The organism is Sphingobacterium sp. GQ94, from assembly GCF_059758715.1.
Map to the genome: position 1 here is coordinate 151,479 of NZ_JCAXEC010000006.1, position 15,188 is coordinate 166,666.

A 15,188-nucleotide genomic window follows, 5' to 3' on the forward strand; every position below is an offset into this window, starting at 1 on the left:
TGTCCCAAAAGTAGAGAAAAGTTAGCTTTTTAATGCCCATTATCCGATGTACCTTGACTATAAAAAGCTTAATGTATCCTATTTTTTAATAGGCCAATATCCTTGACTGTCTTTGATAAATCAATCAGATAACCATTCAAAATTGCATACTTCAAATGATTGGAAGAATCAGCTAGATAAAAATTAGCAGTACCTCCCAGATCAATGTAAGGCGTGTTCGCAAAATCATTAGATGCAAAAACCTGGATCGGAAGATTGTGTAAGCTATTTATTTCATCCGCTTTAACAGATTGAACTTTCACACCCATAAATCCCTTTTTCAATAAATCAAAAGCAATCTGCGGGGTTAAAGAGCTAACGTCCGCAAAAACATCTGGTGAAATCTTTGCCGTTGCAAAATGTAATCCATCAGCCTGCAATTCATCATAACCGTACGATTCTTGAAGGTCCCCAATATCCTCGATACGACCACGCACAAAAAAATCATTCCCTATCGTGAATTCCCCTCTTCGGATAGCCACATCACTTCTTAATGGAATCGAATCGGAACCGAACTCCAAGCCCCGAATCAAGACATCGTGGAGTTGATTAACGTTAAATGGAATATCCTCATAATTTTGGGCGTTATAATCGCTATAGCTGCCCTGAGCAATTTCCATTAAAGCATTCAGGATGATAATAAAATTTAGTTTACGAATGTATTGTTTTTCTGGGTCTCCCTTTTTACCACCAGATTCAATTAACACCGTACTTGCCCCCCAGGATTGAAAATTATCCCCAAATCCACGTGGAGTATAAGTATCATCATATTTTGCTACGGCATCAGGAATATACTTTTGAAGTATTTGATTCATTCCAACGATGATTTTCATTGCTCCTTTTCGAACCTCATTAATCTCTCTTTGTTGATTATATGCAGGGGCTAATAAGGAAATTGACACAGGGTTTTTCGTCCCCGGAACATTGTAATATATATTTTGATCATGCAAATTAAAACCATAACCAGGTTTAATGTGTTTAGCACGGGATTTCAACAACGCCCCTTCTATCGTTTGACTCGCACGGGCATCTCGATTTAAATCGATGCTTTGCGCATTCCTTCTGTTAAATTTTTCGGCGCCATCAGGGTTTAGCATAGGAATAAAATGCAAATTTAGATTGGCCAAAAGCACTGATCTTATGGAATCAAAACCATCACCTTTTCCCTCAAGAAAATTAAAAATATCAAATAGGGCCATCGTTGCCGTTGGTTCATCACCATGCATTTGAGACCAAAGCATAACCTTTTTATCTCCTTTTCCATACTCCAATTCATAAATTGATCGACCCTGAACCGATTGGCCAATCTGGCTAATCTGAAAAAGATTACTTTTTCGATGGATTGCCACTAAAGAATCTACCTGACGATGTTTAAAACGCCTATTCATTAAAGCAGATTCCTTATAAAGTTCGTGCATCTGATTCCATTGAGTGGTGTCAATCTGGATTCCCGATTTTTTTGAGGTAGACTTTGAAAATGGATCGCTACAGCTCGTTAGGGCAAGAAGCGCAAGGCAAAAAAATAGTACTTTCATTTTATATTAACGCTTTTTCTAAAATTTCTATTGTTCCTTTGTCTGCATCCAGTTTCACCATAACGCCAACCGGTAACAAAAATTGATCGTTTACATGTCCAATGACTGCTCCTGTGTATGACGGAATTCCTAAGGGTTTGATGTAATCGTTCAGAATTTGATCCAGATTCAAGGAACCATAGCTACCAGAAGGTGAGCAATCCGTACATTTACCAAAAACAAAACCTTTAATTTGATCTAAAATACCAGCATTTTTCATTTGACAAAACATACGATCAACTTTTTCAGGAGATTCATTAATCTCCTCCAAAAATAATATGCTATCTTTAAAATCAGGTAAATATGGAGAACCACATAATCCCGAAATCAAGGTTAGGTTTCCACCCAATAGTATGCCCTTAGCCACTCCTGGATGAATCGTACTGATACGGTCTTTATATTGCACTATGGTATCTCCTGTTTTCACAGGGTTGCTAAAAGTCACAAGTTTGTTGTCAATAAATTGATCGGTAAATGTTTTTGCCACAAAATGACTCCAATTGCTTGTGCCTACAGGACCATGAAAGGTAACCAAACCCGTTTTAGCATAAAAGGCCATTATTAAAGCTGTAATATCACTGTAACCCAACAAAACTTTTGGATTATTTCTGATTAAGTTGTAATCAATTTTTGACAGCAATCGAGACGCACCTGAACCTCCTCGAATACAGAGGATGCCATGAACAGCATCATCGGCAAACATAGCATGTAAGTCTTCTAATCGTTGTGCGTCAGTACCCGCCAGATTACCATATCGCTCACGAATATATTTACCTTGTTTTACCTTGAAACCAAAGTATTCAAGAACCTCAATGGTAATGGTTATGGCCTGCTCGTCACCTAAGGCACTTGCCGGGGTGATTATACCAATCGTATCGCCAACTTTAAGAACATTCCCTTTAAGTAAAGGTTGGATTTGATTGGCTACCGAAAATGCTTCAGTACTGCCAAATAATGGAATGGAGGCTAAGCCCATGCCCAATGATTTTAAGAATAAACGTTTATTCATGTTTCTTTTACCTGTTAAATAGTAAGCGATGACCGGAACCCGCCTCGAGTATCTTCCCTTTACTATAAGCTAAGGACCCTGACACCAGAGAGTGTTCAATTGTGGATGAAAAAGTATGATTTTCAAAAGGTGACCACCCACATTTTGAAAGTATATTTTCTTTGGTAACGGTATATGGTTTGTTTAAATCAACCAGCACCAAATCAGCCCAATATCCCTCGCGGATGAATCCACGTTGTTCTATCTGAAACAAAATCGCTGTGTTGTGTGCAGTTTTCTCAACCATTTGTTCTAAAGTAAGCTTTCCCTGTTTTACTAAATCCAATAAAGCTTGTAGGGCATGTTGCACCAGTGGCCCTCCAGAGGGTGCTTGAAGGTATGGCATTAATTTCTCTTCCAAAGTATGAGGAGCATGATCGGTGGCAATCACATCAATATGTCCATCCAAAACCCCTTCTAATATCGCTTGTCTATCCTGGATTGTTTTTACAGCGGGGTTCCATTTAATAAAATTTCCTTTGGTTGTATAGTCCTGGTCTGAAAACCACAGGTGATGAATACAGGCCTCAGCGGTAATTCTTTTATCCACTAGTGGGATTGAATGGTCAAATAAGGAAATTTCCTTTTGTGTAGAAATGTGTAAAATATGCAAACGGGTGTTGTGTTTTTTTGCTAGTTCAATCGCTTTGGACGAGGAAATATAGCAGGCTTCTTGAGAACGAATCAACGGATGCATTTCTATTGTGATCTGGTCGCCATATTTCTCCTTATAGGCAGCCAAATTCTTTTGAATAGTCCCCTCATCCTCACAATGCGTTGCAATTAAAGTAGGAGATTGACTGAAAATTGCCTCCAAAGCTTTTTCATCATCCACTAACATATTACCTGTTGAGGATCCCATAAAGACCTTTATTCCACAAACATCTCTTGGGTTGGTTTTTAGCACTTGAGAAAGATTATCGTTTGCCGCTCCCATAAAAAAAGAGTAGTTCGCCAAAGAAGAATCCTGAGCAATGTCATATTTATCTTGTAGTAATTTTTGTGTTAATGTGTTGGGAACCGTATTGGGCATCTCCATAAATGAGGTAGTTCCCCCTGCCACTGCAGCTCTACTTTCCGTAAATATATTGGCTTTATAGGTCAAACCTGGTTCACGAAAATGAACCTGATCATCAATTAGTCCGGGAAATAGGTGTAAACCTTCAGCATTTATTTCCAAATCAGCGGAAATGGAAATCGAATCGTCAATTTTCTCAATTCTTCCATTCTTAATAAAAAGGTCTTTTGTTTGTATGCTTCCTTCGTTTACAACTTGGGCATTCTTAATCACTATTGTGGACATGTATTTCGATTTTCTGAATGAACAAATATACTAAATTAAGCATGTCATTCCGAGCAGTATTTAGTCCTTTCGAGCGGAAAAAGTTCCCTCCGGGACGTAAAATAATTCCAGTTCTTCCTTTTTTTGAATCATCCGACAACTTCCATTCTCTAGCAGCAAAATTTTCTTACATATTTCCAGTACATTCATGTAGTCATGGTCAGAAATCAAAAAGCTCTTTGTTGAGGTTTTTGATAAAATGATTTGCTTCACTCTTTCGGTTAAAACAGGGGAAAGTCCAGAAAAAGGTTCATCCAAAAGGATAAAAGTAGCTTTTTGCTCTATAAGAAGTAAAATTTCTAAATAACGTAGTTCCCCTGCTGAAATATCAGCAATTTTGTTTTTTAGAATGGGTAAAATGATTTCGTCCTTTTCAATCTGGTCAATACTTTGCTTCTCGGTTAACATGAAATGGATGGACTTTCGGACCGTAAAAGCCGTAGGCAAAAACCTTTCTTGAGACAAATAACAAACCTCTTTGCTCGAAAAGGCCCTACGCACCTTTCTTCCATTAACTTTTATGAAGGCATTTTGTGCAGTTAGTGCTCCAAATATAATTTTCATAAAAGTTGTCTTCCCAGCCCCATTTCTGCCTAATAAACCAGTCACATCACCCGTTTGCATTTGAATAAATCCACCTGTCAGAACATCTTGTTTTCCACTGTAGTGAAATTGAACCGAGTCAACATAAAGTTCTTTCTTTTCTATTTCCATAACATACACTGAAAAATTAACAAAAGAAGGGATAGGGCTGAATTTGCGAAAAAGGTATACATCAACAGTCGAACTCTGCTATATCCTAAATTGAAAAAAAGAAAAATAGTATTTCCTTCAAAAAAACGCACCATTGCAACGGAACATAAATAGCCAAAACTCATAAACACATAGGGATATGCTTCAATTTCTCCTAGACTAAATGCAGCAGAAAGCACAACATTAATGAGAAATATTGGTTTGTAGAATTGCCAAAGGTGTTTAATTGGTAAAGGCATTAATAAATGTACAAGAATTAAATGAAATGACAAACTCTTCAGGTATGCCAAAAATAAAATGGGAAATAGTCTGGTTGACTACTTCCCATTTTTTCTTATTTATTTCTCAACTATTCCATTGTTGGATTGAAAGTCCCGCCCCAATCCTTATTTTGTAGGATATTGGGATTCCGATCAATTATAGATTGTGAAATCGGGAAGAAATAATACGTATCAGGCACTACGTTTACCTTGACCCCATTTTTTGGAACCTGTAGAACACTGTATTTAAATTGATGTTCCTTCAGTTCGTATTCAGAGGCCAGTTCATTTGCCCTTTTAATATCCATGTCTGTCCCGTTTGCATTAATAGCAATTGCTTCCACACCATATTTTGTAGATTTATCCAAGACATGTAACTTACGATTACGTCTTAAATCCCAGAATCGATGACCTTCAAAACAAAGTTCAATGTTTCTTTCGGCTAAAATAGCCTCTCGCATTTGCGCTTTATTGGCTACTACAAGACCATAATTACCATCTATTCCCGGTTCTATTCCAGCGCGCTTTCTAATTTGTTTCAATAAATCAAGAGCTGTTCCTAAATCTCCAGTTTCATTAGCTGTCTCAGCATAATTCAACATAACCTCGGCTAATCTCATCAGCACAAAATCAACATCATATTGGGTCTGAGCTTCCGTCTGTTTTAAAGAAAGTTTACTGTTTTTCAATATGAAGAATCCACTATAGCGATCTAAATTTTCTGAATTCACGTTGGCTTTGGGATTAACTCCGAAGTTGTCTAAGGCATCTGCAATTCCTAAACTGGTATACTGCCTTTTTCCGGCTTTTCCAGAAACTTCATACAACTTGCCATTCCAAACAAAGGATTTATCAAAGCGCGGATCTCTATTTTCCCAATAAGATTGTAAAAACTCGTCATCTGTTTTGTGGTATTTTCCTGTAGGATCAGTATAATGTTTACCATCCTTCATCGGAAATTCTTTCACAAAACCCCAATTTGGAACCGCACCAGCAGTACCACGGCTCTCCGATCCTGGCCGAACAATATGATCCCAAGAGGCAACCTTATTAGGGAATGTATTAATTACAGCAAACACGACCTCTGATCCTCTTTCCAAAAGAGTAATATTGGAATAATCAGGCGTTAAAGCAAAGCCATTGGCAATCAATTGCTCATAGGCCATTTTATTAGCAGCATGCGCTTCTGCCCAATACGCATTACTGAATGGGTTAGATGGGTTAAATTGAGGTGAAGCTTTATACAATAAAACTTTTGCTTTAAAAGCCAAAGCAAAATTACCATCAATACGTCCATAATCGTCTGAAGATTTATCAATAGTTTGCGGTAATAATTTGATAGCCTCATCCAAATCCTTAACCAAAAGATCAAAAGTCTCTTTTGTCGAATTTCTTGGCGTATTTAAATCATCAGAATCAGCTTGTTGAGGAACAGTTATATAAGGAATCCCACCGTGAGTTCTGAGCATATCAAAATAGGTAAAAGCGCGAAGAAAATAAGCTTCACCCATTGTTTTATTCTTCAGATCTTCACTCAACACTGTGCTTTCACCGATTTTTTGGATGGCGGTATTAATCTTTCTGATTTGCGTATAATCCCAAGATTTATATCCTCCGGAGGTCGGCGTAATTGAGTTTACTTGAAATGGAATTCCCAGTAATTGTTCACTATTTTCATCCGCCTCAGCTGCCCAATTTCCAAAAACAGTATATAGGTTTGCCATATAAGCATTTATCAAATTTGGGTCCTTCCAAACTTTTTCTTCATCAAGTGATCTTAAATCCTCAATATCAAGGACATTCTTGCATGAGGTAAACATGCTTAAAACGCCTATTGTAAGTATAAATATTTTTTTCATGATTCTATTCCGATTAAAATTTAACGTCTATTCCAAGGGTAAAAGTCTTCATCAAAGGGTATGAGTCATAATTCAGTTGTTCTGGATCATGAAACTCAGTCATTGGTGAGAAGACAAATAAATTCGTTCCATTAAAAAAGACATTTACGCTATTCATTTTCACTTTATCCGTTACACTTTTTGGTAAAGCGTAAGCAACATTCAAATCCTTCAATCTAAAAAACGCGCCACTTCTCATCCAAAAGGAAGATGCAGCACCACCTGATTCAGCCCAGTTGTATCCCGTTGGACGTGGGTAAGCAGAATTCGGGTTCTCCGGTGTCCAAACATCACCTGCCCAAATTGGATAATACGGACGGAAAGTTCCTCCATGTTGACGCATTCCGCCACCTTCTTGATTGGAAATCATACGGTCATAATTTGCAACACCTTGGAACAATAAATTAACCGAAATTCCTTTCCAAGAACCATTCAGGCCAATACCATAATCCAAACGCGGTGAATTATTTGTGGACAATAGGAGCATATCGTTCCCGTCAACGAGCCCATCGGGTGTTTCTGAAAAATCCTGACCTCTAACGTCTTCAAATAAAATCATACCTAAATATGGATCTCGTCCATAGGTTTTAAAACCAGCATTTTTCAACTCATCAACTTGTTCTTGGGTACGAACAATGCCCAAAGAGTTTAATCCGTAAATTCGGTTATGTGGTCTTCCAATTCTTGAATTAAATTCTTGCAGACCACCAGGTCCATACGCTGCAGGTTCATCATAAACATCCCATTGGTCTACAGCATATCCAACATTTCCTGTAACGCCATATCGAACCTCACCAATAGCATCATTCCAGTTCAAGGAAAGTTCGCCTCCACGATAGCTTCGCGCAGCATAATTTTCTGGAGCAAGGCTTCGTCCATAAGTATCTGGCAACAACACTGTTCGTGGGCCTAAAATATTGGTCTCGGCACGCTTAAACACTTCAATGGAACCATTCAATTTATTGTTTATAAAACCGAAATCAAGACCTAAGTTGTAGCTTTCCGACTCGGTCCAAGTAACATTGGGATTCGGTGTAGAACCGTAAGCCAATCCATTATAATATCGATTACCAAAGATCATTCCTGAGGTTGTGGCATATTTCTCTAAATAAGAAAATGCACCAATAGCATTTCCATTTACATCCAAGTAATTACCTGTAGCACCATACGCAAAACGCAATTTCAAATCGCTTACATGATCTCTAATTTGTTCAAAAAAGTTTTCTTGTGAAATTCTCCATGCGGCCGATACTGAAGGAAAGAAACCGAATTGTTTTTGTTCAGGAAACAACGCTGCTCCATCATAACGGAACGATCCTTCTAAAATATACCGATCAGCATACGCATAATTGAAACGACCAATAAGCGACTGACGAGCATCAATTCCCTCGAGTCCATTGGTTGACCTAAAATTACGGTCTGTTGGGTAAACATGCATCTGGTCCAAAGGAGTTATCGGGCTTTGTGCCATGGAGGTAATCTCAGTTATTCCCATTTCACCTTGCTCAAACACCAACATAGCCCCTACTTCATGATCATTGAATTTTTGATTGTAATTCAAAAAAAGATTCATTTGATATTCCCATTTACGTTCGGTAGAATAATCCATAAAAGGATTTTGCTGACTGAATGTGAATATATTTACGCGATCCTCTGAGGGTGGAGCTGGAATGAAAGGATTACCATCAGGATCCAAAGACGTGAAGGTGTAATTTTTTTGAAAACTCATGTATCGCTTACGCAGGTAGTCTTCAGCGATGTAACTTCCAACAAATTTAGTAGACAAACCTGGCAAAAGTTTATCCAATTTAAGGTTTAAAGAGAGAATTGGATTTACCTGACGGACTTTACGATCAATATATCGATCTCCAATAACTTGATCAATCACATTCCAAGCCTGCCAGCTTCCCATCGGCGTTTGAACTGGAAATTGAGTAACCTCATTACTCGGAGTCCCATCTTCATTTAAATAAAAAGGATACATTTTTGGCCAGTTGAAGGTCACGCGATAAAAATCGGATACATCAAAATCATCATCCGCGGAAGAGGTACTAAAAGGCCAATAGAAACGATTGGAATTCTGTTGATTCGCAGAAAGATTTAAATCCACACTAAAAGCATCAGTAATGTTTGCGGACACATTACTTCTTAAATTAAACTTCTGATGATCAAGTGACTTATAAGAACCGTTTTCATTTCTAAAACTCAAAAGATTATAATATGTTATGCGTTCAGATCCCCCTGAGACTGAAACAGATTGGCGATGGCTTAAAGGATTTCTCCAAATCACATCATTAACATTATAATTTCTGTCCTTAAAGTAGTCGAACTCTTCTTCTCCATTTGGAATAGCCAGACCACGAAATTCGGCCACTCTATTCTGGTAAGTTAGTTCATCGATTGCAGTCGTTAAATTGCCCAGAGGATTCATGGTAGCTTGATTTATAGAATAGTTACTCTGAATATTAAACTCTGGCTTTTTAGTCGTTCCTTTTTTTGTGGTGACAATAACCACCCCGTTTCCAGCACGCGTTCCATAAACCGCAGCTGCACCAGCATCCTTAAGAAAGGACATTTGATCGACTTCATTCGCCTCTAATGCATCGTATGCAGCTTTGTCCCGTACGATTCCATCAATAACAAACAAAGGTTCTGCAAAACTTCCGCGAAACCTGATTTTAGAGGTAGCCCCGGCCATACCAGATGTTCCGGTCACCTTCACCCCAGCCGCTCTACCAGCCAAAGCGTTGGATAAATTGGCAGGAGATATATTTTTTAGCGCATCTCCATTTACCGTAGATATAGCAGATGTAATGTTTGAACGTTTTTGAGTACCGTACCCGACAATAACGATTTCATCAATATTGGCGTTATCAATACGCAGAACGACTGAAATTTTCTCTGTATTTTGAATAGTTATTTCTTGGGTCTTGAATCCCAAATTTCTGATTTCAAGCACCTCCCCAGCACTTGCTTGAATATTAAACATCCCTTGTTCATCAGATGAGGTTGCTCGATTGGTTCCCTTTACGCTTACCGTCGCACCTGCTATCGGGGTACCGGATTCATCTGTTACAGCGCCAGAGATTTCCTGCTGTTGGTAGGTCCAACTAGGCATTGCAAAACTTGTATTTCCAGCAAATACACCTTGGGAACTTAGCAATAGGCAGGCCCCAAGTAAAGTCAAAGGTTTTGCAGCAAAAAAAGTAGTTTTCTTTTGGTTCATGATTAATAAATTGAGAATAAGTGTTCGACCACAATGGGTCCTTAGGTGGTTTTTAGTTAATTTTTTACAATAAAATGCACATTAATTCTAAGAGGTAGATTAGTTTCTTTTCATTTGTATTTATTTAGATTTCTACATGACCAAAATAGTTCAAAAAAGATAAATCAACAAATTTAAATTCAAAAATGTGGGCATAATTCACAATAACTTGAATATGGTAAAATACATTGTAACATAATAAGTTATGAAGTTATTATTTCACAACAAAGTGAATTTTTCACCTATTTAATAGAGGGAAAATCAAAGCCAGGACATACTCCTGTTTATCAATGGAAAAGTCACCAAATAACTGCTTATTAATTAATAATCTTTCTTTGTCGCAACAAGTGCATATACCATAGGAATTTTATTATCAAAATGAGAAATCCGAAACTTACCAGGCTCAAATTCAATCGTCCTATTAAAGCAATTATAAGGTGAGTAATCGTATTCATCTAACGAATCTATTTTTAAACCATGAAGAATCAAAGCATTAACCACCTCACTTATACTATGGTTCCATGTGACGGAGGTTAACTGAATCGCAGCCTCTTTATTGGCATAAGTTCCTGTTTCATTTTCTACGATAGCCTGAGTATTGAAATAATTATAATCGATTTTCGTGAAATTATCGTCAAACATCCAGACAAACGGATGAAATTCAACAAACACAAATTTTCCATTTGGTTTTAAAAACCTTGAGATTATGGCTGCCCATTTTGTCAAATCAGGCAACCAACCAATGGTTCCATAGCTCGTGAAAACAAGGTCAAATTCTTGCGTTAAATGATTTGGCAAATCATAAATATCGCAACAAATAAATTTGGCCTCTGAATTTGTTTGTTGGCCGATCTGGATAGCCCTTGAAATTGCCCGATCAGACAAATCAACTCCAGTAACATCTGCCCCCAATCTATTTAGAGAAATCGTATCTTGACCGAAATGACATTGCAAATGCAGAATTTTTTTTCCAGTCAAATCTCCCAACAGGTTAAGCTCAATCTCATTTAACGAATTTTTGCCCTTTAAAAACCCTTCTAAATCATAAAAATCTGAATGCATGTGAAGATCTGTTCTCTGATTCCAAGAATTCCGATTGATGTGTATGTAATTGTGTTCAGGATTCATTTTAATAGCTAATTTATACACTTGATTGATCGAGTTATTGATCAAGTAAAATGTGATACAATATAATGGACTAAATATAAAAAATCATTTTTTAAAGGCATTATTTTCAAATTATATATTACCCACAGAATGGCAAAAGTTCACGAAATAGGGTTCAAATCAGAAAAGCAGTACCGAACGAAAACAGCGCAAGATTCGGGTTTTTTGAGCTAGAATAATCAAGCATTTTTGTATAATAAATGAAAAAGACATGGAAAAATTTAAAAACAAATTTGTACTGATAACAGGTGGAACGAATGGAATGGGCCTCGCAAGTGCTAAAGAGTTCATTCGACAGGGAGCAAAAGTAATTGTTACTGGTCGAACAGAGCAATCCGTTGAAAGAGCATTGAAAGAGTTGGGTGAAAATGCATATGGAATTGTTTCCAATGCAGGCAATATGCGCGATATTTTATGTTTAAAAAACCAGGTTGAAAAGTATACCAAGAAGGTTGATACGCTATTTGTAAATGCAGGATATGGAAAATTTGCAGCCATAGAGCAAGCAGATGAAAATCACTTTGATGAACTGTTTAACCTATTAGTCAAAGGAACATTTTTCACCGTCCAACAGATCCTCCCACTAATGGAAAATGGTGCATCCATTATTTTAAACACATCGATTGTCACAGAAATTGGCATGCCGAATTTTTCTGTTTACTCGGCGGCAAAATCTGCCGTTCAATCCTTTATCAAAACATTTGCCGCAGAATGCACCCAAAGAGGAATTCGGGTAAATGGAATTAGCCCAGGGTATATCAAAACAAACGGATTTAACAATACGGGATTAACCTCTGAGCAGATTGTCTCTGCTATTGAAAGCATTGAGCCTACAATCCCTTTTAAACGTTTTGGAGAACCAAAGGAAATTGCTAGCGTTGTATTGTTTCTGGCCTCAGAAGCAGCCTCATACATACACGCTACTGAAATAAAAGTAGACGCTGGACTCTCAACTATTCACTAATGGAAGATATTTTAAATAAAATAAACTGGAATTTGATTACTGAGCAATTGCATGAGAACGGATTTGCAATAATCCCCAAAGTGATCAGTGATGAACTATCTAAGGACTTAATTCAGAATTACGACAACCCGAAGATCTATAGAAAAACGGTGAATATGGAGCGTTATCGCTTTGGAAGAGGCGAATATAAATATTTCAATTATCCGCTGCCCGAAACAATTCATGAAATCAGGTCCACCCTCTATGCCCATTTGGCACCTATCGCAAACCAGTGGTTTAAAGCCTTAAAAATCGACAAACAATTTCCCTTAACACATACAGGCCTTTTGGAAGATTGCCGCGCAAACAATCAACTCCAAGCAACAGTCTTAATTTTAAAATACACTAAAGGGGACTACAACACATTACATCAGGACTTATATGGTGATATTTTTTTTCCAATCCAAACGGTTTTATTCCTAAGTGACCCGGTAGAGGATTATACGGGAGGGGAATTTATACTTACTCAGCAAACACCAAGAGCCCAATCTAAGGCTATGGTACTAACGCCTGCAAAAGGGGATTTGTTAATTTTCACAACAAATTTCAGACCCGTCAAAGGCAAAAACGGATATTACAGAGTAAACATGAAACATGGTGTGAGTGAACTGAAAAGTGGATCCCGGTATAGCCTAGGCATCATTTTTCATGATGCAATACACTAAAAAAGAAGCTGGATTTCTAAAATCTTTAGGCATAACAACATAGATGCCTTGCCTTGAGATCAAATCGTTCGGGGCAAGGCATCTATGTGATTTATTTTTCTAAGAACTTGGCAAATTCAGCTGGAATCTCTTTTCCATGTGCCTTTGCCTTTTCCAAATACAAGCCAAAATTCTGCTCATCTTTCATTCCAGCATAGGACCAAGCAAGCAAAAAATTCAACTCCCCTAAATTTGAGGGACTAAGGTTCCCATATATGCGTTGCCTCTCCCCCATTTTTCTTGACTCAGTAGCAACCATCTCGTCCTGAAGGGTTTGTTCCATCAAATCTTTACTTTTTACAAATTCAGCATTCGCATTTAAAAATTTTGCATAAGTAGATCTCACCCAGAAAAGGTCATTAATGTTTAGTAACCGATGAGTTTGTTTTTTAATAGATTTTTCTCCCTCACGTTGAAAAATTTCGATCGCTTTATTAAAAAATAGATCAGCGGAAGCCTTATCCTCTTTGGTAATAGAAATAGATGCCAATTCGAGATAACTTCTAAAATGTATAGAGTCTTTCTCACTCAATATCATTTGAAAGGTATTTGCCGCAGAATCGAGCTCGTTATACCTTTTCTCCATTACTCCCTTTAAAAACCAATTTTCAACAACTCTAGGATATTTCTTTAGCAAAACAGAACAATATCGCCATGAATCTTCTTTATCATTTTCAGTCAGTGAGATCAATAACAACTCTCGGTATGCATTCATGTTAGTTGAATCCAAAAGTAATGCTTCCGAAATTTTCGCTTTTGATTGCTCAAAATTCTTTTGCCTAGCTAAACCGTTCGCTTGCCTAACCAAAGCATTTGCTTCTACCCTTTTTTTCTTCAGTTCGTATTTTTCTCGAGCTTCCTTGAGTTGCAAAGGATCATTTAAGAAAGAGAATTTACCAAAATATAAATCTGGTTTTCCCGGTTTCCAACCTTCTCGATTAGGGTGCACGAAATCCTTATCCGCTTTGAAACGAACCATTCCCCAGGAACTATTAATTTCTGCAAGCGCTTTCTCGCGTTGATCTAGCGGATAATAATACCATAGACTCACCAAACCAAGATCAAATTTCACCAGATGAACAACAAAAGCACCGTAGTTATGAACCGTGTCTTTGAATTGATATAAATTAGGCAAATCATAGATTAATACCGTGTCCGCATTGATTAACTTAGTTGCTAAAGGATTTACATTTTCTAACAATTCAGCTTTTGAACCGTACCTGTAATCATTTTTTGTAATTAGGTTTTGATTTAATTTTTCTCTAAAAGCCTGTTCAGAAATATCCTCAGTATTAAACTCAAAATAAGAGCTTAGTCGGATCCAAGAATTGGAAATAGAAACGAATAATTCTCCTTTTTTTAAGTCAATTGGATTATAAAAAACCAGATAAGGATTAAATTGAATTCGCTTTTTTCTCATCTCTTCCCTTTCATCTTTGGAAAGCATCGACATGCTATTCAAGTTCTCTGGTAGTTTCTCGTGTTTTACGCGTTCATATCCTGTAGGAATGAGTACCGTCGCATTTACTTCATCAAAAGCTTTATAAATCTCCATTTCGCTCTTTTGAAGCTTTTTCGTGGTAATAATTTCTTGTGCAAATCCAGCAACATAGAAAAGAAATGTTAACAGGGTAAAGATAATTCTGCATATCATAATTATAGAATATAAGTTAGTTATTCAAGTTCATTATTTCAGTTCTGAATCAAAGGAGGTTCGATTTAGACTAAACGAGTGTATGATCTATAAACTAATTAGATGCATTTTAGAGAAGAATTCCATACAAGCAATTAAAATAAATTAAGCTCTAATTTACTGGTTAATATAAATATAGAACATTTATTTACTTCTGTTTCAAATCACCTGGTAAAAATATCAATTACAGCCGAAAGAAAAAATTTTTCTCCTTGATGAGATTTATTATTTAGGCTTTAGGCTAAGCCACCGGCATCAAACGATCACTAGGTATTTAACCAATAAATTTTCGATAAAAACCATTTCAAGCTACCTGATTTTTGGAAAAGGCGGCAAATTAAAAGCGAGGAGTATAAATAGATATACGAGGAATGACAAATTAACCTAATGGATTGAAAATGCATTAAATAATTAATTCATGGACTCAAAATCGAGGAAAAGA

The 15,188-nt window shown here is 37.0% G+C and carries 10 protein-coding genes; 2 read left to right on the plus strand and 8 right to left on the minus strand.

Annotated features, from left to right (window positions below):
• Window positions 1-68: 68 nt before the first annotated feature.
• The 7 genes from AC6CHH_RS08000 to AC6CHH_RS08030 all read right to left on the minus strand — a co-directional run bounded on the left by AC6CHH_RS08000 (window position 69) and on the right by AC6CHH_RS08030 (window position 11,307).
• Entirely contained in the window at window positions 69-1,574 is a 1,506-nt protein-coding gene (locus AC6CHH_RS08000; RefSeq protein ID WP_498281589.1) for a M14 family zinc carboxypeptidase, read from the minus strand.
• Between the two features lies 1 nt (window position 1,575).
• Complete coding sequence (locus AC6CHH_RS08005; protein ID WP_498281591.1) at window positions 1,576-2,622, minus strand: S66 peptidase family protein; 1,047 nt, start codon at window positions 2,620-2,622, stop codon at window positions 1,576-1,578.
• Window positions 2,623-2,629: 7 nt separating this feature from the next.
• The gene (locus tag AC6CHH_RS08010) at window positions 2,630-3,964 is read right to left on the minus strand and encodes a dihydroorotase (protein ID WP_498281593.1); all 1,335 of its coding nucleotides are present in this window, start codon (window positions 3,962-3,964) and stop codon (window positions 2,630-2,632) included.
• A gap of 60 nt (window positions 3,965-4,024) precedes the next feature.
• Window positions 4,025-4,717 carry an ATP-binding cassette domain-containing protein gene (locus AC6CHH_RS08015; protein ID WP_498281595.1) on the minus strand — a complete coding sequence of 231 codons (693 nt, stop codon included), beginning with the start codon at window positions 4,715-4,717 and terminating at the stop codon, window positions 4,025-4,027.
• Window positions 4,718-5,105: 388 nt separating this feature from the next.
• Window positions 5,106-6,875 (minus strand): RagB/SusD family nutrient uptake outer membrane protein, encoded by a 1,770-nt coding sequence (locus AC6CHH_RS08020; RefSeq protein ID WP_498281597.1) that lies wholly within the window; start codon window positions 6,873-6,875, stop codon window positions 5,106-5,108.
• A gap of 13 nt (window positions 6,876-6,888) precedes the next feature.
• Window positions 6,889-10,140 (minus strand): SusC/RagA family TonB-linked outer membrane protein, encoded by a 3,252-nt coding sequence (locus AC6CHH_RS08025; RefSeq protein ID WP_498281599.1) that lies wholly within the window; start codon window positions 10,138-10,140, stop codon window positions 6,889-6,891.
• Between the two features lie 360 nt (window positions 10,141-10,500).
• Window positions 10,501-11,307 (minus strand): class I SAM-dependent methyltransferase, encoded by an 807-nt coding sequence (locus AC6CHH_RS08030; RefSeq protein ID WP_498281601.1) that lies wholly within the window; start codon window positions 11,305-11,307, stop codon window positions 10,501-10,503.
• A gap of 250 nt (window positions 11,308-11,557) precedes the next feature.
• Here AC6CHH_RS08030 and AC6CHH_RS08035 point away from each other — a divergent pair, with 250 nt between their 5' ends.
• Entirely contained in the window at window positions 11,558-12,310 is a 753-nt protein-coding gene (locus AC6CHH_RS08035) for an SDR family oxidoreductase (protein WP_498281603.1), read from the plus strand.
• Complete coding sequence (locus tag AC6CHH_RS08040; RefSeq protein WP_498281605.1) at window positions 12,310-13,014, plus strand: 2OG-Fe(II) oxygenase; 705 nt, start codon at window positions 12,310-12,312, stop codon at window positions 13,012-13,014. The genes AC6CHH_RS08035 and AC6CHH_RS08040 overlap by 1 nt, the downstream gene beginning before the upstream one ends.
• Window positions 13,015-13,105: 91 nt before the next feature.
• On the opposite strand, the gene AC6CHH_RS08045 is transcribed toward AC6CHH_RS08040, so the two are convergent.
• Window positions 13,106-14,707 carry a tetratricopeptide repeat protein gene (locus AC6CHH_RS08045; protein WP_498281607.1) on the minus strand — a complete coding sequence of 534 codons (1,602 nt, stop codon included), beginning with the start codon at window positions 14,705-14,707 and terminating at the stop codon, window positions 13,106-13,108.
• Window positions 14,708-15,188 lie beyond the last annotated feature (481 nt).